Origin of the sequence: Bradyrhizobium sp. HKCCYLRH3073 (assembly GCF_051167995.1) — a bacterium.
In the GTDB taxonomy this organism is placed as follows: Bacteria; Pseudomonadota; Alphaproteobacteria; order Rhizobiales; family Xanthobacteraceae; genus Bradyrhizobium.
Genome location: NZ_JBNPUD010000014.1, coordinates 36,924 through 58,378, shown reverse-complemented (window position 1 = coordinate 58,378; position 21,455 = coordinate 36,924). Strand labels below are relative to the sequence as shown.

Here is a 21,455-nt window from a genome sequence, read left to right as displayed (position 1 = left end):
GCATCATGTGCCTCCCATTCGGCTGAAGCTGATCGCATTGGCGTAGTTGTGGTTCTTGAGGTTCTCCCAGCGAATGCTGCCCTCGCCCACGGGATATGGATCATTGATCAGAAAATAGTGCTCAGTTCCCGTCACATTTCCGGTGAGAGACGATACGAAGGAATATTGCTTCCAGCCGCGGCAGACACGCGCATGGCCTGGGAGACCGCTCTTGAACGGAATGAATTTCTGCAACGCGTCGAGCGCGTGATCGAAACTCGGAGCTTGATCAAAGGTCGGCGCCAATCGCCCTCCCGCAAAAAACTGATACGCCGAGACTTGGGCTTTGTTGGTGGCGCCCTTGGGGCCAGGCTTCATCTGTTCGGCAATTTGCTCGGGTGTCGCCGTGAATCCGAAATACGCCAGGATCATCTGCGCGGATGCGACCGCGCAATAGACAGGCGTAATCTGCGCAAAGAGAGGAACCGGCAGGATCGAGGATGCGATCGCCGGCGGCGTCGCGGCAAAGTAGGCCTGCAGCGTCTTATAGTCGGAATCGTCAAACTTGATGTCCGGCAGATCACCGCTTTCCGGCAGAATCCCAGACACGATGCTGCGAATCATTTCTCGCTCGCTCTGGCCACGTAGCGGCTCTGGCTCCGAGAGGTCGAGAAAACCGAGCTTCTGAGAGTCCAAGATCGAGTGGGGAATGAGCCCGTCGATGCTATCCAGCAAATCGACCGGCGGCGGACTCGGAGCGAGATCGGTCTGCGTGAGAACCGATCGATCATAGTAGTCGACGATGAACGATGCGGGGTGACCATCCTTGACGTAGGAAACGCGAACGCCGATCTTTGCGTACGAATATGCGACGAAGGAATGGCTGACGAGGGTTGCGTCCGGCGCGATCTTGTTCATCGCTTCCGTCGCGATCTTGAGTGCGTTCGTGTCGGACAGCTGCCGCGACGGCGGCTCGAATGCCCAGGCTGCGGATTGCAGCCTCGTGTCCGCCGTGCACCTGATGACGCCGACGAGTAGAGCCTGTTGATAGAAGCTGAAATCATAGAATGCGGGCGTGCCGGTCAGATCAAAAATAATGATCGGGTTTGGATCGAGGTCCGAGCCGAAAAACCGCGCCATTTGTCGATCGGCGATATCCGGAGCGCTTTTCGAAGCGGCGTGGAACATCGCAACCGAGCGTGCCTGCTCAACTGGAATGGTCGCCATCTCGCCTCCCCCGCCGTCCAACCGCTCGGGTATTTGAAATCACAAGTAGAATGTATGATTTGATTCAAATCAAAATAGAGTCGTCATTTCCTTGCGCTCTCGATGGCCGTTTCAGATTCGCCTCATGGCGGACGCGACCGGATGGGTCGACAATCCATCATGCCACGCAGATCCTCCGGCGAGACACGATCTCACGCTCCCGTGGCGCGCAACGCCCAGGTGATGCATTCGTCATGTCGCCCTGAAACGAGAGGGCGCGGGGAAGGCCGGACCTCGGCTGAGGCCCGTGGCCCGCCTGCTCAAAAGAATGCAGGCGGCAGGTACCACAGGTACAGCCGGACAGACCCGGCCTTCCCCGCGCGATGGCTTTACGGTGTCCTTCGTGCTCTCCCTGGGGATCGGCTTTCTTGCCCCCATCGCCCGCGCGTGCCCATAAGCAACGACCGCGAACTTGACCTCAGCGTCGAGAGGCCAGGACCACACGACTTCGCCGTCCGTCACGGCTGCGCTCGTCTGGCACAGCCGTCACGTCCATCGCAGCCCACCTCAACGTATCGTGACGACGCGTACGTCCCTCTGCTCGAGGCGGGGTACGCACAGATAAGCACGATTTCTGAAATTACGCAATAGAATTATTCTTACCGGAAGATCAAGCGATCAGCGCGGGCAACGGGACGAGGCCGGCCGGTCGGTCAGGATGTCGCGCGCGGCCACCGCGATCCGCCGACACAAGGACAGCGCCGTCTCCTTGTCCTTGACATGGAAGATCCCGTCGCTGATCAAGCGGTCGTCGAGCCAGGCGCGAAACGCCTGTTCGCTGTCCGGCGTGAACGTCCCCTCCTCGTAGATAAAGCCGCTCAGCGGGCCTTCAATCACGTAGTCGGTGTCGGCGGCATATTGAGAGGGACGCGCACATTGCGCCCAGATGCGGCCGTCAGTGTCGACAAAGGCCAGGACGCCATCATCACGCTCGTCAATTTTCACCCGAACCTCCTCGCGCGCATCCCCGAACGAGCTCTCTCCTTGCGAGCGCAGCGAAGCAATCCAGAACCATGGCGGGACTCTGGGTTGCCTCGTCGCATCGCTCCCCGCAATGACGGAGGCCCTCATGTCGAAGCGGCTCAGGCATGGACCGTTCTCCAGGTGCGCAGCCTCGATCAGCAAGCGCGCGAGCGGCGAGCCGACCGACCGAGATCACGAACCGGCGGCATCGCCACCCCGCGTGCGCGTCGGACGTTCGATCGCTCGCGGAGATCGATACAAGACTTATGCCATGGGAAAACCGGACGTGACGGGCCACGACGACGGATCGCTCCTACACGGTGCGGGCGGGGCGCAGCAGGGATGGCGTCAGCCGGCGTCGTCACGCGCGGCGCTCAGCCGCGCCGCTTGCGGCCCTGCGCTGCCGCGGCCTGCTTGCGCAGACCCTCGGCTGCGCTGCCGACGATCTCGGAAATCTGCATCAGTTGCTTGGCGAGCGGGCTGGTCTTGCGCCAGACCATGCCGACCGTGCGCTGCGGCTGCGGATCGGCGAAGCGCGCCAGCGACACCGACGCAGAGCGCGTCTCGACGCCGACCGCCATCTCCGGAATCAGCGTCACGCCCATGCCGGCGCCGACCATCTGCACCAGGGTCGACAGCGAGGAGGCATCGAGCATCTCGCGCGGCGCCTGCATGTTGCAGAACGACAGCGCCTGGTCGCGGAAGCAGTGCCCCTCCTCCAGCAACAGCAGCCGCATCTCGCGCAGCATCTCGCTGCTCGGCACGTCAGCGCCTTCATATTCCGGCGGCCGCACCAGCAGGAAGTTCTCCGCGAACAGCGCGACCTCGGTCAGCGAGGGCTCCGAGACCGGCAGCGCGACGATCGCCGCATCGAGGCGGCCCTCGACCAGTTCCTCGATCAAGGTCGGCGTCTTGGACTCGCGGACGTGGATGTCGATCTCGGGATGCTTGCGCGTCAGGTTCCCGATCACCTTGGGTAACAGATAAGGCGCGACAGTCGGGATCATGCCGAGCCGCAACCGGCCGGTGAGCTTGTCACGCGAAGCGCGGGCGAAATCGCCGAGCTCATCGACCGAGCGCAGGATCTCGCGGACGCGCTCGGCGAGCTGCTCGCCGAACCGGGTCAGCACGACCTGGCGGGCGTTGCGCTCCAGCAGCACGCCGCCGAGCGCCTCCTCCATCTCCTTGATCTGCATCGACAGCGCCGGCTGCGAGATCGCGCAGGCCTCGGCGGCGCGGCCGAAATGCCCCAGACGCGCCAGCGCGTCGAAATAGCGAAGCTGCCGCATCGTCAGATGTATCATCAGATTATCTTATCGTTCACCGGCGCGAAGTCAATTTTCCCTGACCACAATCCTGGGGTGCGCCGCCAACGTCCGGCGTCGCTCTGCGTCTGGACGGCGTCACACCGCGTTCATCAGATAATCTTATCGTTAGGATCATCAATCTCAATTTCCCCTGATCGAAATAGCCGCGTAGGGTCCCGGCTCCCACCCCAGGGGGAACCATGACGATCACGTCAGGAGGCAAACATGGATGACGTCAGCAAGTGCCCGTTTTCGGGCGGCTTGAAGGGATTTTCGAACAAGGATTGGTGGCCGAACCAGCTCAATCTGTCGGTCCTGCATCAGCACTCGAACCTGTCCGATCCGCTCGGCGAGACGTTCGACTACTCCAAGGAATTCAAGAGCCTCGATCTCGACGCGGTGATCAAGGACCTGCACGCGCTCATGACCGATTCGCAGGATTGGTGGCCGGCGGACTTCGGTCACTACGGTCCGCTCTTCATCCGCATGGCCTGGCATGCCGCCGGCACCTATCGCATCGGCGACGGCCGCGGCGGCGCCGGCACCGGTCAGCAGCGCTTTGCGCCGCTCAACAGCTGGCCCGACAACGCCAACCTCGACAAGGCCCGCCGCCTGCTGTGGCCGATCAAGCAGAAGTACGGCCAGAAGATCTCCTGGGCCGACCTGTTCGTGCTGACCGGCAACGTCGCGCTGGAATCGATGGGCTTCAAGACCTTCGGCTTCGGCGGCGGCCGCGCCGACACCTGGGAGCCCGAGCAGGACATCTATTGGGGTCCCGAAGGCAAGTGGCTCGCCGACGAGCGCTACAGCGGCGACCGTCAGCTTGCCGGCTCGCTCGCTGCCGTGCAGATGGGCCTGATCTACGTCAACCCGGAAGGCCCGAACGGCAACCCCGACCCGCTGGCGGCCGCGCGCGACATCCGCGAGACCTTCGCCCGCATGGCGATGAACGACGAAGAGACGGTGGCGCTGATCGCCGGCGGTCATACCTTCGGCAAGACCCACGGCGCGGGTGACGCGTCGCTGGTCGGGGCGGAGCCTGAGGGCGCCGACATCGCGCAGCAGGGTCTCGGCTGGGCCAGCAAATACGGCTCGGGCAAGGGCGGCGACACCATCACCTCCGGCCTCGAGGTGATCTGGACGACGACGCCGACCAAGTGGAGCAACAACTTCTTCTGGAATCTGTTCGGCTATGAATGGGAGCTGACCAAGAGCCCGGCCGGCGCGCACCAGTGGAAGCCGAAGCACGGCGCCGGCGCCAACACGGTGCCGGACGCACACGACAAGTCCAAGCGCCACGCGCCGTCGATGCTGACCACCGACCTCGCGCTGCGCTTCGATCCGGCCTACGAGAAGATCTCGCGCCGCTTCATGGAGAATCCGGATCAGTTCGCCGACGCCTTCGCCCGCGCCTGGTTCAAGCTGACCCATCGCGACATGGGCCCGAAGGTGCGCTACCTCGGCCCGCTGGTGCCGAAGGAAGACCTGATCTGGCAGGATCCGGTGCCGGCCGTCGATCATCCGCTCGTGGATGACAAGGACGTCGCGTCGCTGAAGGCAAAGATCCTCGCCTCGGGCCTGTCGGTCTCTCAGCTGGTCTCGACCGCCTGGGCTTCGGCCTCGACCTTCCGCGGCTCGGACAAGCGCGGCGGCGCCAATGGCGCGCGCATTCGTCTGGCCCCGCAGAAGGACTGGGCGGTCAACAACCCGGCCGAGCTTGCCAAGGTGCTCTCGACGCTCGAGGGCATCCAGAAGGAGTTCAACGCGCAGGCCAGCGGCGGCAAGAAGGTGTCGCTCGCCGACCTGATCGTGCTGGCCGGCAATGCCGGCGTCGAGGCGGCCGCCAAGAAGGCCGGCGTCGAGGTGAGCGTGCCGTTCGCGCCGGGCCGCACCGACGCCTCGCAGGAGCAGACCGACGTCGAATCGTTTGCGGTGCTCGAACCGACCCATGACGGCTTCCGCAACTATCTCAGCGGCAAGCAGTGGCTGTCCGGCGAGGAGCTGCTGGTCGACAAGGCGCAACTGCTCACCCTGACCGCGCCGGAGATGACCGTGCTGGTCGGCGGCCTGCGCGTGCTCGGCGCCAACGCCAACGGCTCCAAGCATGGCGTGTTCACCGCGCAGACCGAGACGCTCTCCAACGACTTCTTCGCCAACCTGCTCGACATGAGCGTGGCCTGGCGTCCGGTCGATCAGGGCGAGCACACCTTCGAGGGCCGCGACCGCAAGACCGGCGCGATCAAGTGGACGGCCACCCGCGCCGACCTCATCTTCGGCTCGCACTCGCAACTGCGCGCGCTGGCCGAGGTCTATGCGAGCTCGGATGCCAAGCAGAAGTTCGTCAAGGACTTCGTCGCCGCCTGGACCAAGGTGATGAACCTCGACCGGTTCGAGCTGAAGGCCTGAGGCGAGACGCCGACTGACTGCTCATACAGAGAAGCGGCGCTTCAGCGATGAAGCGCCGCTTTTTTTGATGGAACAGGCTTATCAGTCGCGGGCCTGTCAGCGCGCCGCGGCCGAGCCGCCGCCGTCGATCTGGCGGCCCATCAGCGCGATCGCCTTCTGATAGACGCCGGCGGCGTTCCAGGCCTCGATGGCTGCGAAGTTCGGCTCGCCCGGCTGATAGCCGGCGCCCGCCTTCCAGCCATTGGCACGCAGGAAGTTCGCCGTCGAGGCGAGCGCATTGGCGGCGACGTCGAGATTGCCGACGCCATAGGCCAGGATGTTCTTCGGCATGAACTGGGTCTGCCCGACCTCGCCATGCATCGAGCCGCGGGTGTTGCCAGACAGCACGCCGCGGTCGATCAGCTTGAGCGCGGCATAGAGCTGGTCGGTGAAGAACTCCGGACGGCGGCAGTCATAGGCGAGCGTCGCGATCGAGGACAGCATGTGCTGATTGCCGCGCTGGCTGCCGAACGCGCTCTCCATGCCCCAGATCGCGATCAGCGGTCCGGGCGGCACGCCGTAGCGCTGCTCGATCGAGGCGAACATCGCGGCCTGCGACTGCTTGAGCTGGCGCCCGCGCGCGACGATCGCAGCAGCGCCGCGCTTGACGAGGAACTGATCGAGCGACAGCGAGAAGCTGCGCTGGCCACGATCGGCCGCGATCGTCGCCGAGGCGTAGTTGGTCTGCATCAGCGCGGATATCGCGGTGCCGCCGACGCCCTTCGCCCTCGCCTCCTCGCTGAATTCGCGCTTCCACGCCTCGAACCCCGCCGGCGACGAGCCGCACTGCGCCGCCTGCGCAACGCCGCCGCAGGCAGCGAGCAGCGTCGCGGCGGTGAACGTGAAGGTGATCATGGCCCGGCGTTTGCTCATTCAGACTCCTCTGGTCGCGTCCGCCGATGCGGCTCGCACCATTATCCTGCGGGACATCGGACGCCGCTGGCGGCGGTCATATCGGCTGCCCCGGTTTGCAACGGCGACAACCTATCGGAAATGGAAGAAAATCATAGCCGGGCGGGAATTAGCCGCAGATGAACGGGCGTCGACCATCGCCTGTGTGCGCACCAGCACCGCTGGCGGAACCGATCGCCATGCGGGTTCCAACGATCACCTTCTGAAATCGCGATGCCGGCTGCGGCCGCATCGGAGTTCGGCCCGCCCGGCATTATTATACGGTTTCGTTTAGCGAGAGCGGCGTGAGACGCGCGGGCGCGTTCGCGCATGGACGGGTGAATCACCAACGTCGAGATCGTCGGCCTCGACGACGATCTCCGCTCCGCTCGTCCGCGGCCTCGAGAGCCGCGCAGGAATGGGTCTCTTCTGGATCCAGACACCTCCCGGGGGAGCCAACCTTGACAGGTCCTCCGGCCGTCACTATAAAACGATACAGTTTCGTTTTATCGCAACCGTTTCCCAAGGGAATGCTCTACAAGCACCGACCGAGATCGGAGACAGCAGGCCGTCATGAAACGAATCATTCTTTTGAGCTTGATCCTGCTGTCGTGGACTCCCCTGGCGCACGCCGTCGCCGGGACCGGCAGCGGCATGCAGACCGAGAGGGATCCACAAGTCTCCACCGATCCGGCACTGAGTCAGGAGACGATCGATCGCGAGCTCGACAAGTTCCGGCGGACGGAGGTGTCACTGCACCAGGCGCTGCGGATCGCCGAGAGGATTCATCCGGGCTCCAAGACAGCGGACATCAGCTTCGAAGGTGGGCTCGACGCCCCCGTCTACAAGGTCCGAACCCTGCAGAGCGGACGGATCTGGGAATCCGACATCGACGGCACCACGGCAAAGGTGCGCAACAGCGTGCTATTCTCCACCGTGGATGGACTGAGCGAAAGCGACCGTAACAGCCTGGCTGCCCTCACCACGGTCCGGCTCAAGATGTCGGATGCGATTCGGATCGCCGAGCGCTCGGCGGCCGGCCGGGCGATCAGTGGCGGCCTGATGAACAAGGACGGCAAGCTCGCCTTCGTCGTGGTCGTCGTCAGCGGCAACGATCTCAAGCAGGTGACGCTCGAACCGTCATCGCTGCGGCGACGCTGATCGCGCCGCTCACGCCTTCGGCTGCAGCGTCAGGAACGTCTTGACCCGGTCACGGACGAAGCCGGGCAGCTCCCTGCGGATCGTCCTTTCGCTCTCGCCCATGAGCGAGCGCATGATCACCGGCATGACGATCAGATCGATGAAGATCTCGGCAGAGGCGGCCGACGCCTTCGACGGCGTCCGGCGGGCGGTCGTGGCCGAGGCGCCGATCGTCTCGCCGAGCAGCACCGCCACGGCATGGGCGGCCCGTTTGCGCGAGACGTCATGAAACTGACAACTGAGATCGGGAAACCGGTAAGCCTCCCCGATCGTGACCCGTAACAATCCCAGCGAGTCCTTCAGCGCGCGATCGACGATGGCGATGGCAAGTCCGACCAGTTTCTCCTGTGCGGTGCCGGCCACCGGCGTGTAGGATCCCAGATTCATCACGTCGTTGATGGAGCGCGCGACGACGGCGGCAAACAAGGCGGCCTTGCCGGTGTATCGGGCATAAATCGTCGGCTTGCTGGCGGGAGCGCGTTCAGCGATCTCGTCAATGCTGGCACCGTCGAAGCCACGCTCGAGAAACACCGCGCGCGCAGCGTCCAGAATACGCTCCTCGATGTTTCCAGCGAGCGCCTTCGGCGGCCGTCCCACCCGCCCGCGAAACGCTTCCGTGCGGGCAACGTCCGTACGTTTCAATTTGGCCTGCGTGCGGGCCATACTCAACGACCTCGACTCGACATGAAGACATGTCGTCAAGGGATTACACGTTCTTGTCGAGACGGCAATAGAACGACCACGCCACGCGGCTATGCGCATGGTGGCGTACATAATCGGCAACGTATCACCACAAACACCTCAAAATACCTCAGGCAACAAACTCCCCGAGGTCATCGAGCACGGCGAGCGCACCGTCGAACGTGTCGTCATGAAAGTAGAGGCTGCGCGTGATCAGCACGGGAACGCCGGCGCGGGTCGCAGCCATCAACCCGTTACCGGAGTCCTCGATCGCGATGCAACTGGCCGCGGGTAGATCGAGCTGCGACAAGACCTCCAGGTAGACATCCGGTGCGGGCTTCTTGCGCGCGACATCGTCGGCCGCCACGACGGCGGCAAATCCTGCCTCCCAATCGGCGCCCAGCACGGGCGCCAACAGGGCATCGATATTGCCGCGCGTGGTCGTCGTCGCGATCGCGAGCCGCTGCCCGCGGGCCGAGGCAGCCTCCAGCAAGGCTTGAACGCCCGGGCGCAACGGGCAGCCCTTGTCGGCCATCAGCGCGGCAAACCGCTCCGTCTTGATGCGATGAAGCCGGGCAACGACGGCGTCGCTGAGCGGCGGACCCGTGCGCCGCATCTGGTCGAACGCACGGACGCGCTCCTTGCCACCGGTGACACGCAGCAGCTCCTTGTAGATGCGGCGGCCCCAGTGCCAGTCTATGCCCACCGCGACGAACGCCTCATTGAAGGCCTCGCGATGGATCTCCTCGGTCTCGGCCATCGTGCCGTCGACGTCGAAGATCAGTGCGCCGGCGTCGGCGATGCGGCGCCGGAGGTCGTCGAGCGGCGCGTTCCTCACCAGAGCCAGACTCATGATTGCGCCTCCACCCTGCCGTCTCCCGCGTCGGCCCCCTTGGCGAACACGCGGCTTGCCAGCACGTCGCTGGCTTCGATCGACATCACGTCATCGGACGTCAGCACGCGGTCGAGCCGCGACACCAGCCGGTTGGCCTGGCGCAGGCGGATCCGATCGAGCGCGTTGCGGATCGAGCGCGCGTTGGAGAACAAGGGCTGGGTGCGCCGGACGGCGATGTACTTCTCGAAGGCGGCGCGGGCCTCCGGCGTGAAGCGGTAGTTCTGCCCCTCCAGCATCATCTCGGAGATCGTCAGCAGCTCGGCTTCCGAATAGTCGGGGAAGTCGATGTGGTGGGCGATGCGCGAGCGGAAGCCGGGATTGCTCTGGAAGAACTTCTCCATCCGGTCGGCATAGCCGGCAAGAATGACCACGAGGTCCTCGCGCTGCGACTCCATGATCTGCAGCAGGATCTCGATCGACTCCTGGCCGTAGTCGCGCTCGTTCTCGGGACGGTAGAGATAATAGGCCTCGTCGATGAACAGGACGCCGCCCATCGCCTTCTTCAGCACCTCCTTGGTCTTCGGCGCGGTGTGGCCGATATATTGGCCGACGAGATCGTCGCGGGTCACGCTGATGACGTGGCCGCGGCGGACGAAGCCCAGCCGATGCAGGATGCCGGCCATGCGCAGCGCGACCGTGGTCTTGCCGGTGCCGGGATTGCCGGTGAACGACATGTGCAAGGTCGGAAACGTCGTCGCCAGCCCCATCTTGCGGCGGATCCGCTCCATCATCAGCAGCGAGGCGATTTCGCGGATTCGCGTCTTGACCGGGGTGAGCCCGACCAGCTCGCGGTCGAGCTGCTCCAGCACGGGTGCGATGTCGACGCTCTCGAACTCGCGGCGCAGGTCGACGGTGTCGACCGGCGTGGCCTTGTCGGCATCCGCCTGCGTGGCCTGCATCATGGGCTGGTGCTCCGCTTGGCCGAAGTTCGCACACGCTGGCGGCAGGTCCTCCCGCGAACTCCGGCAAGCAGGGGACGCCGTCGAATCGGACTTGATCAATGCGGCAGAGCCGGCGCTGAAGTCCCCTCCCCGACGGGACGGGACTTCAGCGCGGTATTCTTATGAGTAGCGCTCGCCTTCAGGGCGCTCAGCCGCATAGGACCGCGTCGAGTAACGCAGATTGCGTCCGACGGTTTCCTGACGATCGAGCCGGAAGCCCGGCTCGTGCTGCGGTCGGTTGACGATGAAGGACAGCCGGATCGACTCCCAGCCATGGCTGGAGTCGAAGGCCGAGATGCGGATGTAGCGGTCGCCATAGATCTTCCGGCATTCGGACAGCTCGCGCATGATGCCGGCGGCGTCGCGCAGGTCGAACATCGGCAGGCCCCACATCTCCCAATAGGTGTTGCGGGGATGCGGATCGTCGGTGAACTCGATGTTCACGGCCCAATTCTTCTCGAGGCAGTACTGGATCTGGGCCGTGATCTGCTCGTCGGTCAGATCGGGCAGGAAAGAAAAGCAACCCTGGGTCACGCGCATGTTGAAATCTCCTGATGTTGTGCTGCCGGGCGAGCCGATGTCCGGCCCGCAGCACGGCGACGCATCGAACGTGGTTCAAGCGGCAGGGGTGACGGTCGGCACGAAGTCCGGCGAGTCCGTCGATTCGTAGTTGAAGGTGACGTCCTTCCAGATCTCCAGCGCCTCGCGCAGCGGCGTGCAGGTCTGTGCCGCCTTGGCCAGGATCTCAGGACCTTCATGCACGTAGTCGCGGCCCTCATTGCGGGCCAGGATCATCGCCTCCAGCGCGACGCGGTTGGCAGTCGCACCGGCGGCGATGCCGCGGGGATGGCCGATGGTGCCGCCGCCGAACTGCAGCACGACGTCCTCGCCGAGCAGGTCGAGCAACTGGTGCATCTGGCCGGCATGGATGCCGCCGGAGGCCACGGGCATCAGCTTGTTCAGGCTCGCCCAGTTCTGGTCGAAGAACACGCCATGCTCCAGCCGCATCGGGTTGAAGTCCTCGCGGCAGATGTCGTAGTAGCCGCGGGTCGTGTTGGGATCGCCTTCGAGCTTGCCGACCACGGTGCCGGCATGGATGTGGTCCACGCCCGCGAGCCGCATCCACTTGGCGATGACGCGAAACGAGACGCCATGCGAGCGCTGCCGCGTGTAGGTCGAGTGCCCGGCGCGATGCAGATGCAGGATCATGTCGTTCCGGCGCGCCCACTTCGCCATCGACTGGATCGCGGTGTAGCCGATCACGAGGTCGATCATGATGATCGTCGAGCCGAGCTCCTTGGCGAACTCGGCACGCTCATACATGTCCTCCATCGTCGCCGCTGTCACGTTGAGGTAGGTGCCCTTGATCTCGCCGGTCGCCGCCTGCGCCTTGTTGACCGCCTCCATGCAATACAGGAAGCGCTCGCGCCAATGCATGAAGGGCTGCGAGTTGATGTTCTCGTCGTCCTTGGTGAAGTCGAGTCCGCCCTTCAGCGCCTCGTAGACCACGCGACCGTAGTTGCGGCCGGACAGGCCGAGCTTCGGCTTGACGGTGGCGCCGAGCAAGGGACGGCCGAACTTGTCGAGCCGCTCGCGCTCGACGACGATGCCGGTCGCCGGCCCCTGGAACGTCTTCACATAGGCCACCGGCAGCCGCATGTCTTCGAGCCGCAGCGCCTTCAGCGGCTTGAAGCCGAACACGTTGCCGATGATCGAGGCCGTCAGGTTGGCGATCGAGCCCGGCTCGAACAGGTCGAGATCATAGGCGATGTAGGCGAAATAGCTGCCCGGCGAGCCCGGCACCGGCTCGACCCGGTAGCACTTGGCGCGATACTTCTCGGCGGCGGTCAGGCGGTCGGTCCACACCACGGTCCAGGTCGCGGTCGAGGATTCACCGGCGACGGCAGCGCACGCCTCGACCGGGTCGACGCCATCCTGCGGCGTGACGCGGAACAGCGCGATGACATCGGTGTCCTTGGGCTGGTAGGACGGCTCCCAATAGCCCATCTTCTTGTATTCCATCACGCCGGACTTGTAGCGATCCTTGCCGCGGACGGTGATCGATTGGTCGTTCATGTATTCCTCCTGAATGTTCATTATCGCCGTTGATGTCAGGCAGCTTCAGTCATTCCCCCAATTCGCGGATCGAGCGCGCCGGAGCGGTAGCGCTTGGCCATCTCCGACAGCGGCAGCACCTTGATCTTCGAGGCGTTGCCGGCGGCGCCGAACTGCTCGAACCGCTCGCGGCAGAGATCACGCATCGAGTCCATCGCCGGCTTCAGGAACTTGCGCGGATCAAACTCGACCTTCGACGACGCGCCGACCTTGCGGAAGATCGCCGTCATCGCCAGCCGGCAGTCGGTGTCGATGTTGACCTTGCGGACGCCGTGGCGGATGCCGCGCACGATCTCCTCGACCGGCACGCCCCAGGTCTGCGGCATCTCGCCGCCGAACTGGTTGAACATGTCCTGCAGGCTCTGCGGCACCGAGGACGAGCCGTGCATGACGAGATGCGTGTTCGGCAGCCGGCGATGGATCTCCTCTATGACGTTCATGGCGAGGATCTCGCCATCCGGCTTGCGCGAGAACTTGTAGGCGCCATGCGAGGTGCCCATCGCGATCGCCAGCGCATCGACCTTGGTGGCGCGGACGAAATCGACCGCCTGGTCGGGATCGGTCAGCAGTTGGTCGCGGCTGACCTTGCCTTCGAGGCCGTGGCCGTCCTCCTGCTCGCCGCCGCCATGCTCGAGCGAGCCCAGCACGCCGAGCTCGCCCTCGACCGAGGCACCGACCCAATGCGCCATGTCGGTGACGCGGCGCGTGATGTCGACGTTGTAGTCGTAGTCGGCGGCCGTCTTGGCATCGGCCTTGAGCGAGCCGTCCATCATCACGGACGTGAATCCGTATTTGATCGCGGTGGCGCAGGTCGCCTCGTCGTTGCCGTGGTCCTGATGCAGGCAGAGCGGGATCTGCGGATACATCTCCTCCAGCGCGTCGATCATCTTCGACAGCATGATGTCGCCGGCATAGGTGCGCGCGCCGCGCGAGGCCTGGATGATCACGGGGGCATCGACCGCCGCGGCCGCCTCCATGATCGCGAGCCCCTGCTCCATGTTGTTGATGTTGAACGCCGGCACGCCGTAGCCGCGCTCGGCCGCATGGTCCAGCAATTGTCTGAGCGTGATCCGCGCCATGTTGGTCTCCGTCCCTGTTTCGATGTTCTGTATGGTGGCGCGGCTCAGGACGCCCGCGCCCGGATGATGTTGCGCATCGCCGCATCGGCGACCGCCGCAGGCGTGATGCCGAATTCGCGGTACAGCACCTCGGCCGGCGCCGAGGCGCCGAAGCCGTGCATGCCGACGAACTCGCCGGCATCGCCGAGCCAGCGCGCCCAGTCACCCTCGATCGCGGCTTCGACTCCGATGCGTGGCGCAGCGCCGAGCACCTCGGCGCGATACTCGGCGGACTGCTTGCGGAACAGCTCGAAGCAGGGGGCCGACACCACGGCCGCCTGGACGCCTTCGACCGCCAGCAGCTTGGCCGCCTCCAGCGCGATCGCCACCTCCGAGCCGGTCGCAATCAAGGTCACGTCGCGACCAGCCTCGGGCTCGACGACCACGTAGGCGCCGAGCGCCACCTTGTTTTGATCAGATGCTTCGGTACGGAACGCCGGCAGCCCCTGCCGCGACAGGCACAGCACCGACGGCGAGGTCTCCGCACGCAGCGCGCAGTCCCAGGCTTCCGCCGTCTCGACCGCGTCGGCCGGGCGGAATACCAGGAGGTTCGGAATGGCGCGCAGGCTCGCGACATGCTCGACCGGCTGATGCGTCGGGCCGTCCTCGCCGAGGCCGATGGAATCGTGCGTCATCACGTGAATGACGCGGATGCCCATCAGCGCGGCCAGGCGAATCGCCGGCCGGCTGTAGTCGGCAAAGGCAAGGAAGGTGCCGCCATAGGGAATGAAGCCGCCATGCAGCGCGATGCCGTTCATGGCCGCAGCCATCGCGTGTTCGCGCACACCATAGTGGATGTAGCTGCCATCCATCGCGGCCGGTGTGACGGATTTGTGCGTCTTCGCCTTGGTCAGGTTGGAGTGGGTCAGGTCCGCCGAGCCGCCGAGCAGGTTCGGCAGCACCGTCGCGATCAGATCGATGACGTTCTGCGACGCCTGGCGGGTGGCGATCTTCGGCCGCTCGGCCGTGAGCTGCGCGATGAACTGCGCCATGCGCTCGGCATAGGCGGCCGGCAGCTTCCTGTTCAGCGCGTCATGGCAGGGCGACCGGTCCGCGGTGCACAGCCTGCGCGCACGCTCCTTCCAGGCCTGGCGCACGTTGCGGCCGCGCGCGCCGATCTCGCGCCAGCTCACCAGCACGTCGGCCGGGACCTCGAACGGACGGTGCGGCCAGTGCAGTGCCGCGCGGGTCTTTTCGACCTCTTCCGGCCCGAGCGGCGCGCCATGCGCCTTCTCCGAGCCCTGCCGTCCGGGTGAGCCGAAGCCGATCGTGGTCCGGCACGCGATCATGGTGGGGCGGTTGCTCTGCCGCGCCACAGCGATCGCAGCCTCGATGGCTTCGGGATCATGGCCGTCGATGCGGGACGTCGCCCAGCCCGACGCGGCGAAGCGTCCGAGCTGATCATCCGAGCAGGCGAGATCGGTCGAGCCGTCGATCGAGATGCGGTTGTCGTCGAACAACACGATCAAGCGATTCAGCTTGAGATGACCCGCGAGCGAGATCGCCTCGTGGCTGATGCCCTCCATCAGGCAGCCGTCGCCGGCGATCACGTAGGTGTAGTGATCGACCAGATCGTCGCCATAGCGCGCGTTCATCAGGCGCTCGGCGAGCGCCATGCCGACCGCCGTCGCGATGCCCTGCCCGAGCGGACCGGTGGTGGTCTCGACGCCGGGCGTGTGGCCATACTCCGGATGGCCCGGCGTCTTGGCGCCCCATTGCCGGAACCGCTTCAGCTCATCGATCGTGACGGCCTCGTAGCCGGTCAGATGCAGCAGCGCATAGAGCAGCATCGAGCCGTGACCGGCCGACAGCACGAAGCGGTCGCGATCGGGCCAGGCCGGATCGGCGGGATCGAATTTCATGAAGCGCGAGAAAAGGACGGTTGCCACGTCGGCCATGCCCATCGGCATGCCTGGATGACCCGATTTCGCCTTTTCGACGGCGTCGATCGCGAGGAAGCGGATGGCGTTCGCCATCTCGGCATGGCTGGGATCGGCTTTCGGAGCCAGCGTCTGCACGGCGTTGGCGGTCATAGCGTGCGCCTCTTTCGGTCCATCAGTTGCATGATCATGGGGGTGAGAATGAGCTGCATCGCGAGATCGAGCTTGGCGCCGTGGATCACGATCGAATTGGCGCGCGACATGAAGCTCTGCGGGATCATCGAGAGCAGATAGGGAAAGTCGATGCCGCGCGGGTTCTTCAGCCGGATCACGACCATCGATTCATCGGGCGTCGGGATCCAGCGGGCAACGAACGGGTTCGAGGTGTCGACCGTCGGCACGCGCTGGAAGTTGATGTCGGTCTCCGAGAACTGCGGGATGATGTAGTTCACGTAGTCTGGCATGCGGCGCAGGATCGTGTCGGTGACCGCCTCGGTCGTGTAGCCGCGCGACGCGCGGTCGCGGTGCAGCTTCTGGATCCACTCCAGGTTCATCACCGGAACGACGCCGATCTTCAGATCGGCGTGCTGCGCGATGTTGACCTTCTCGGTGACGACCGCGCCGTGCAGGCCTTCGTAGAACAGCAGGTCGGAGTCCTCCGGCAGCCGGCTCCACTCGGTGAAGTTGCCGGGCCTCGTGTCGTAGAGCCGCGCCTCCTCCTCGTCGTGGACGTAGTGGCGCGTCATGCCGGTGCCGGTCTCGGAGTAGTCGCGGAAGGTCTTCTCGAGCTCCTCGAACAGATTGGTGTCGGGGCTGAAATGGCTGAAGTGCTTGTTGCCGAGCTCGGCCTCCTCGACCATCTTGCGGCGCATCTCCTCGCGATTGTAGCGATGGAAGGCATCGCCCTCGATATAGGCCGCCTTGACGTTCTCGCGGCGGAAGATGTTCTCGAAGGTCTTCTTGACCGACGTGGTGCCGGCGCCCGACGAGCCGGTGATCGAGATGATGGGATGACGACGTGACATGAACTTTCTCCGGAAGGCGCGTTCGGCAGGCAGGCTCAGCGGAACAGGCCGCGCCGCGCGAACAGGGGCGCATCGCTGGTTTCGAACAGCGGCTCGATGCCCTCATGCAGTTGGTCGACGTCGCGGACGAGGCGGACGTCGCCCATGATCAGCGGCGCGCGCTGATGCGGCGAGCGCGCCGACAGTTCGAGGATGCGCGCGCGGCCGCTCGAGGCCGAGCCGCCGGCCCATTCCATGATCAGCGCCATCGGATGCGCTTCGTAGACCAGCCGCAGCCGGCCCTCGCGATAGCCCGGGCGGGAGTCGGCCGGATAGAGGAACACGCCGCCGCGCATCAGGATACGATAGGCCTCGGCGACCAGCGAGGCGATCCAGCGCATGTTGAAGTCGCGGCCGCGCGGGCCGGCGGCGCCCGACAGGCATTCGTCGACATAGTTGCGCACGGTCCCGCTCCAGTGCCGGCGGTTCGACGCGTTGATGGCGAACTCCGGCGTATCCTGCGGGATGCGGATCCCGGACTTGGCGAGCATGAACTCGTGCAAGGTCGGATGCAGGACGTAGAGATCGACGCGATGGTCGATCGCGAGCACCAGGCAGGTCTGCGGTCCATAGACGAAGAAGCCGGCGGCAAGCTGTGCCGTGCCGGGCTCGAAGAAGCTGGAGAGCACGTCGCGCCCCCGCGGGCGGATCGAGAAGATGGTGCCGACGGAGATGTTGTTCTGCAGGTTCGACGAGCCGTCGAGCGGGTCGATCGCCACGCAAAGTGGGGCAGCAGCATTGACCGTTTCCGGCCGGTCGCCCTCTTCGGACAGGATGCCAGCGACCGGAGCCCGGCGCAGCGCATCCCGCATCAGGTTGTCGGCGACGATGTCGAGCGCCTTCTGGACGTCGCCGTCGGCGTTCACGGTGGCGGCGCCTTCGTCGACGCCGGACAGCGGCGCGACCGCGATCTGCCGCGCGAGCTCGCGCGCCGCCCCGGCCAGAGCCGCGATGACCGCGGCGCAATCGGCGTCGGCACCCTGCGCCGCCAGATGTGCCTGCAATGTCTGATGATGATCCATCTGTTGATCCATGGGCCACTCCCTCGCCATCAGATCCTCTGCCGGGAACTTGATGAAGCCGCACGAATGCGTCGTGCCGCGCTGCTATCAACACTCGATTTGCCTAATTAGGGAAATTTCAATATCTTTGGATAGACCAAAGTTTTCCTTATGTGAACGATCTGATCGAGGGTTCCATGAGCCGGCATTTCTCGCGCGATCTCACCATCCGCCAGCTTCGGGCGCTGGCCGCCGTGCAAAACTCGGGGTCGGTGACGTCAGCGGCCGGCCGTTTGAACCTCACGCAGCCTGCCGTCACCCTGCAGATCCGCAATCTTCAGGAGCTCGCCGGGCTGCCGCTGATCCAGCGCACCACCGACGGCATGATCCTGACCGAGGCCGGGCGCAGCGTGCTGGCGCTGGCCGAACGCGTCGAGGCCGCCTTGCAGGATTGCGAGCAGGCGCTCGACATTCTCGCCGGACGCAGCGGCGGCCGCGTGGCGATCGGCGCGGTCAGCACCGCGAAATATTTCGTGCCGTTTGCGATCGCGGAATTTTCGCGGCGCTTCCCCAAGATCGACGTCACCTTGCGGATCGGCAACCGCGACAGCCTGCGCGAGGCGCTGCGCGGCTATGATCTCGACATTGCCATCATGGGCCGGCCACCGGCCGACGTTCCCGTGGATATGCGGCCCTTCGGCAAGCACCCGCACATCATCATCGCCCCCGCCAACCACCGGCTGGCGCGCCGCAAGCGGATCGCGGCCGAGGATCTCGCCGGCGAGGTGTTCATCACCCGGGAGCCGGGATCAGGCACCCGTCTGCTGATGGAGGCATTCTTCGAGAAGCATGGTCTGAAACCAAAGACCAGCATGGAGATGGACAGCAACGAGACCATCAAGCAGGCCGTCATCGCCGGCCTCGGCATCGCCTTCATCTCGCAGCACACGGTCGCCCATGAGCTCAGCGAGGGGCGGCTGGTCACGTTGAAGGTCGCGGGCCTGCCGATCATCCGGCAGTGGCACGCGGTGCGGCGTGCCGACAAGCTGCTGCTGCCGCCGGCGCAGGCGATGCTGGACTTCCTCGGCAAGGAAGGCGCGCGATTTCTGCCGGGCTGAGCGCCGCACCCGATGCCAAGGCGGCGTCGCGTCTCGCATGGCGCCGTCTCACCAATCGATCTCGAACCGGCAGGCCTCGTCACCCCAGGCTTCGCAGGCGATCTCACGCGCATGGGCGTCGGGGTGCACGAGCGTTGCGAACAGCGTCTCGAAGGTCGCAGCGTAGAAGTCGCAGATGGCGTGATCGCCGTGATGCCCGCGGCACAGCGGACAATGGCTGATCTGGTAGATGGTGGGCCGGCCCGGGCATGCGGTGAAGGTGCCGGTCCCGGCAAACGTCCAGGCATGCGCGGATATCGCCCGCGTCAGCGCGCGGCTCGCGAGCCGGGCCGGCAGCAGCCGGAGCACACGTTGCGCCGCGCCGGGGATGCGATGCGCAAGCAGATAGGCGCCGGTCAGCCGCCCTGCCCTGGTGCTGACGGCACGCGCGGTCTCGTCGTCGAGCTCGGTCCGAAGCGCACGATGGAGCCGCGAGACCTCGGCTTCGTCGACCATCGCCGCTGGAGGCGTCGCGAGATAGGTGTCGAGCCGCGCGGCCGCGAACACGCAGCGCGCGGCCTCCTCGCCGTGCAGCAGACGCAAGGCTTCCGCGGTCTGGATGATCGCATTGGGGCCGATGCGCCCGGCCTGGTGGAGATCATCGGCGTCTTGCTCACGTCCTGGGTCAGTGGCGTGCCTTCCACCGTTCTTCGAGACGCCCGCCTCCGGCTGGCTCTTCAGGACGAGGGCTGTTTGCGAGGCGCCATGAGAGACCCTCATGGTGAGGAGCGCCGCTTGCGGCGCGTTCGGGCGATGCCTTCGCATCGCCCTGAGAACCATGAGGCCCGGGACGGCGCCGACTTCAGAGTTCCTGCGGCAGCGCACGAGGCGTGACTGGCTGCCGCCGAAGCGCGCGGCAACTGAAGTTGCTGAGCGCACGTGCCGTGCATGTCAGTGCACCCTCGTCTCGGCCTCTTCGCTCATCTGCTCGGTGCCGCCGCCGCAGGCCATCAGCTGGGCCTGCTGCGGTCCGCTCAGCTTGCGATTATGGCTCGTCTTCCATTCGATCTTGCCGGGATCAGCGCGCTTGCGCGACGTATCGAAGCCGAAATCGACCTTGCCCTTGGACTGCGGCCCCCAGTAATTGACGCGGCCAAGATCGTAGAATTTCCGCTCGAAGCCGGATTTCAGGAACGCCTTGAGGCAGCCGAGCAGATAGCGCCTGCGCTCGCCCGAGCCGGCCCACGGGTACGAGAACAGCGCCTTGTGCATGTAGAAGCGGCGGTAGTTGTTCATGACGCCGTCGAGCAGCTCGCCGCGATCCATTGCGTCGGGCTTCATGATCGGCGTGACGAAATTGTACTTCTCGTAGTCGAAGATCTCGACCTTGTCGCCGAGGTCGCGGAACAGGTCGGAGAATGGCCACGGCGTGTACATCGCCCAGTTGGCGAGGTCCGGCCTCCAGTCGCGCGCCATCTGGTAGGTCTCTTCCAGGGTCTCGCGGGTCTCGTTCTCGAGGCCGACGATGAACTGCGCCTCGACGACGATGCCGGCGTCGCGCAAGAGCTGGATCGCCTTCTTGTTCTGCGCGACCGTGGTCTCCTTGTTGAAGCGGTCGAGCTTCATCTGTGCGGCGGCTTCCGTACCGAGCGAGACGTGGATCAGGCCGGCCTTGCGATACAGCGGCAGCAGCGCCTCGTCGCGCAGGATGTCGGTGACGCGGGTGTTGATGCCCCAGAGGATCTTGAGGTCGCGCCGGATCAGCTCCTCGCAGAACGCGACGAATTTCTTCTTGTTGATGGTCGGCTCCTCGTCGGCGAGGATGAAGAAGCCGACATCGTGCTCGCGCATCAGTGTCTCGATCTCGTCGACCACCCTCTTCGGGTCTCGGATGCGATAGTCGCGCCAGAACTTCCACTGCGAGCAGAAGCTGCAGGTGAACGGGCAGCCGCGCGCCATGTTGGGGATGGCGACCCGCTTGTTCATCGGAATGTAGATGTACTTGCTCCATTCGAGCACGCTCCAGTCGGGCGTGATCGCATCGAGATTCTTCACCGTCGGCGCCGCCACCGTGGCCACCACCTCCGAGCCGTCGCGATAGGCGATGCCCCTGATGCTGCTGCGGTCGTTGTCCCAGCGGCCGTCCTCGCGGGCGCGCATCAGGTCGACGATGATCTCCTCGCCCTCGCCGCGCACGATGGCGTCGATCCACGGCGCCTCGGTCAGCACCTGCTGGTACATGAAGGTGGCGTGGATGCCGCCGAGCACGGTGAGCGCGTCGGATTGCTCTTCCCTGGCGATCTCCAGCAGCCGCTCGGCCTTGTAGATCGAGGGTGTGATCGCGGTGCAGCCAATCACGTCAGGCTGTTCGCTGCGCAGAATGGCGCGGACCTGATCCTCGGAGAGATCGTTGGTCATCGCATCGATGAAGCGAAGGTCCGTGAAGCCCGCGGCCTTCAGCGCGCCGGAGATGTAGGCCGCCCAGGCCGGCGGCCAGTTGCCGGCGATCTCGGCGCCGCCGGAGTGATAATTCGGATGCAGCAACAGGATCCGCACGGCGTTCTCCCCGATTATCAATTTGTCCAACAATCGTAACGTCAAGCTAGATTGAC

General features: G+C 65.1%; 18 protein-coding genes. 3 read left to right on the top strand and 15 right to left on the bottom strand.

Translation table 11 applies throughout. The annotated features are described in order from the left end of the window. Positions 1-3: 3 nt before the first annotated feature. From ACQR1X_RS26770 to ACQR1X_RS26760, 3 genes are all read right to left on the bottom strand, one after another. Positions 4-1,206 (bottom strand): C39 family peptidase, encoded by a 1,203-nt coding sequence (locus ACQR1X_RS26770; protein ID WP_434887189.1) that lies wholly within the window; start codon positions 1,204-1,206, stop codon positions 4-6. Between the two features lie 657 nt (positions 1,207-1,863). Beyond that, entirely contained in the window at positions 1,864-2,370 is a 507-nt protein-coding gene (locus tag ACQR1X_RS26765) for a hypothetical protein (protein ID WP_434899952.1), read from the bottom strand. Between the two features lie 212 nt (positions 2,371-2,582). Then, on the bottom strand, positions 2,583-3,512 hold the full coding sequence (locus tag ACQR1X_RS26760; RefSeq protein ID WP_315803486.1) for a hydrogen peroxide-inducible genes activator: 930 nt from the start codon (positions 3,510-3,512) through the stop codon (positions 2,583-2,585). Between the two features lie 228 nt (positions 3,513-3,740). Between ACQR1X_RS26760 and katG the strand changes: the two genes are divergently transcribed. Further along, entirely contained in the window at positions 3,741-5,921 is a 2,181-nt protein-coding gene (katG, locus tag ACQR1X_RS26755) for a catalase/peroxidase HPI (RefSeq protein WP_434899951.1), read from the top strand. Between the two features lie 96 nt (positions 5,922-6,017). Here the strand turns inward: katG and ACQR1X_RS26750 are convergent, their stop codons facing one another. Next, positions 6,018-6,833, bottom strand: coding sequence for a lytic murein transglycosylase (locus ACQR1X_RS26750; RefSeq protein ID WP_316183330.1), 816 nt, complete (start codon positions 6,831-6,833; stop codon positions 6,018-6,020). A 591-nt stretch (positions 6,834-7,424) separates the two neighbouring features. On the opposite strand from ACQR1X_RS26750, the gene ACQR1X_RS26745 reads away from it, so the two are divergent. After that, positions 7,425-8,012, top strand: a complete 588-nt coding sequence (locus ACQR1X_RS26745; RefSeq protein WP_316183329.1) for a PepSY domain-containing protein — start codon at positions 7,425-7,427, stop codon at positions 8,010-8,012. 9 nt (positions 8,013-8,021) lie between these two features. On the opposite strand, the gene ACQR1X_RS26740 is transcribed toward ACQR1X_RS26745, so the two are convergent. The 9 genes from ACQR1X_RS26740 to ACQR1X_RS26700 form a co-directional block, all read right to left on the bottom strand. Beyond that, entirely contained in the window at positions 8,022-8,714 is a 693-nt protein-coding gene (locus ACQR1X_RS26740; RefSeq protein WP_315803482.1) for a TetR/AcrR family transcriptional regulator, read from the bottom strand. A 148-nt stretch (positions 8,715-8,862) separates the two neighbouring features. Beyond that, on the bottom strand, positions 8,863-9,585 hold the full coding sequence (locus tag ACQR1X_RS26735) for an HAD-IA family hydrolase (protein ID WP_315803481.1): 723 nt from the start codon (positions 9,583-9,585) through the stop codon (positions 8,863-8,865). Continuing rightward, positions 9,582-10,526, bottom strand: coding sequence for a CbbX protein (cbbX, locus tag ACQR1X_RS26730; protein WP_315803503.1), 945 nt, complete (start codon positions 10,524-10,526; stop codon positions 9,582-9,584). The genes ACQR1X_RS26735 and cbbX overlap by 4 nt, the downstream gene beginning before the upstream one ends. Before the next feature lie 162 nt (positions 10,527-10,688). Continuing rightward, a complete protein-coding gene (locus tag ACQR1X_RS26725) occupies positions 10,689-11,108 on the bottom strand; it encodes a ribulose bisphosphate carboxylase small subunit (RefSeq protein ID WP_315803480.1) in 420 nt (139 codons plus the stop codon). Between the two features lie 75 nt (positions 11,109-11,183). After that, positions 11,184-12,644: a form I ribulose bisphosphate carboxylase large subunit gene (locus tag ACQR1X_RS26720; protein ID WP_315803479.1), complete on the bottom strand. Its 1,461-nt coding sequence runs from the start codon at positions 12,642-12,644 to the stop codon at positions 11,184-11,186. A gap of 35 nt (positions 12,645-12,679) precedes the next feature. After that, positions 12,680-13,762 (bottom strand): class II fructose-bisphosphate aldolase, encoded by a 1,083-nt coding sequence (fba, locus tag ACQR1X_RS26715; RefSeq protein ID WP_315803478.1) that lies wholly within the window; start codon positions 13,760-13,762, stop codon positions 12,680-12,682. Positions 13,763-13,806: 44 nt separating this feature from the next. Continuing rightward, a complete protein-coding gene (gene tkt, locus ACQR1X_RS26710) occupies positions 13,807-15,834 on the bottom strand; it encodes a transketolase (protein ID WP_434899950.1) in 2,028 nt (675 codons plus the stop codon). Next, positions 15,831-16,706, bottom strand: a complete 876-nt coding sequence (locus ACQR1X_RS26705; protein WP_315803476.1) for a phosphoribulokinase — start codon at positions 16,704-16,706, stop codon at positions 15,831-15,833. The genes tkt and ACQR1X_RS26705 overlap by 4 nt, the downstream gene beginning before the upstream one ends. A 35-nt stretch (positions 16,707-16,741) precedes the next feature. Further along, positions 16,742-17,797: a class 1 fructose-bisphosphatase gene (locus ACQR1X_RS26700; RefSeq protein ID WP_434899949.1), complete on the bottom strand. Its 1,056-nt coding sequence runs from the start codon at positions 17,795-17,797 to the stop codon at positions 16,742-16,744. 146 nt (positions 17,798-17,943) lie between these two features. On the opposite strand from ACQR1X_RS26700, the gene ACQR1X_RS26695 reads away from it, so the two are divergent. Beyond that, positions 17,944-18,864 (top strand): LysR family transcriptional regulator, encoded by a 921-nt coding sequence (locus ACQR1X_RS26695; RefSeq protein WP_434899948.1) that lies wholly within the window; start codon positions 17,944-17,946, stop codon positions 18,862-18,864. A 48-nt stretch (positions 18,865-18,912) separates the two neighbouring features. Here ACQR1X_RS26695 and bchJ read toward each other — a convergent pair whose 3' ends face one another. Both bchJ and bchE read right to left on the bottom strand, forming a co-directional pair. Further along, positions 18,913-19,623 (bottom strand): bacteriochlorophyll 4-vinyl reductase, encoded by a 711-nt coding sequence (gene bchJ / locus ACQR1X_RS26690; RefSeq protein WP_434899947.1) that lies wholly within the window; start codon positions 19,621-19,623, stop codon positions 18,913-18,915. A 171-nt stretch (positions 19,624-19,794) separates the two neighbouring features. Further along, on the bottom strand, positions 19,795-21,399 hold the full coding sequence (gene bchE / locus ACQR1X_RS26685) for a magnesium-protoporphyrin IX monomethyl ester anaerobic oxidative cyclase (RefSeq protein ID WP_434899946.1): 1,605 nt from the start codon (positions 21,397-21,399) through the stop codon (positions 19,795-19,797). Positions 21,400-21,455 lie beyond the last annotated feature (56 nt).

Excerpts from the sequence above, each read along its gene's own strand:
- ACQR1X_RS26770 (WP_434887189.1), bottom strand. The coding sequence starts at position 1,206 with ATGGCGACCATTCCAGTTGAGCAGGCACGCTCGGTTGCGATGTTCCAC.
- ACQR1X_RS26760 (WP_315803486.1), bottom strand. The coding sequence starts at position 3,512 with ATGATACATCTGACGATGCGGCAGCTTCGCTATTTCGACGCGCTGGCG.
- katG (WP_434899951.1), top strand. The coding sequence starts at position 3,741 with ATGGATGACGTCAGCAAGTGCCCGTTTTCGGGCGGCTTGAAGGGATTT.
- ACQR1X_RS26750 (WP_316183330.1), bottom strand. The coding sequence starts at position 6,833 with ATGAGCAAACGCCGGGCCATGATCACCTTCACGTTCACCGCCGCGACG.
- ACQR1X_RS26745 (WP_316183329.1), top strand. The coding sequence starts at position 7,425 with ATGAAACGAATCATTCTTTTGAGCTTGATCCTGCTGTCGTGGACTCCC.
- ACQR1X_RS26740 (WP_315803482.1), bottom strand. The coding sequence starts at position 8,714 with ATGGCCCGCACGCAGGCCAAATTGAAACGTACGGACGTTGCCCGCACG.
- ACQR1X_RS26735 (WP_315803481.1), bottom strand. The coding sequence starts at position 9,585 with ATGAGTCTGGCTCTGGTGAGGAACGCGCCGCTCGACGACCTCCGGCGC.
- cbbX (WP_315803503.1), bottom strand. The coding sequence starts at position 10,526 with ATGCAGGCCACGCAGGCGGATGCCGACAAGGCCACGCCGGTCGACACC.
- ACQR1X_RS26725 (WP_315803480.1), bottom strand. The coding sequence starts at position 11,108 with ATGCGCGTGACCCAGGGTTGCTTTTCTTTCCTGCCCGATCTGACCGAC.
- ACQR1X_RS26720 (WP_315803479.1), bottom strand. The coding sequence starts at position 12,644 with ATGAACGACCAATCGATCACCGTCCGCGGCAAGGATCGCTACAAGTCC.
- fba (WP_315803478.1), bottom strand. The coding sequence starts at position 13,762 with ATGGCGCGGATCACGCTCAGACAATTGCTGGACCATGCGGCCGAGCGC.
- tkt (WP_434899950.1), bottom strand. The coding sequence starts at position 15,834 with ATGACCGCCAACGCCGTGCAGACGCTGGCTCCGAAAGCCGATCCCAGC.
- ACQR1X_RS26705 (WP_315803476.1), bottom strand. The coding sequence starts at position 16,706 with ATGTCACGTCGTCATCCCATCATCTCGATCACCGGCTCGTCGGGCGCC.
- ACQR1X_RS26700 (WP_434899949.1), bottom strand. The coding sequence starts at position 17,797 with ATGGCGAGGGAGTGGCCCATGGATCAACAGATGGATCATCATCAGACA.
- ACQR1X_RS26695 (WP_434899948.1), top strand. The coding sequence starts at position 17,944 with ATGAGCCGGCATTTCTCGCGCGATCTCACCATCCGCCAGCTTCGGGCG.
- bchJ (WP_434899947.1), bottom strand. The coding sequence starts at position 19,623 with ATGAGGGTCTCTCATGGCGCCTCGCAAACAGCCCTCGTCCTGAAGAGC.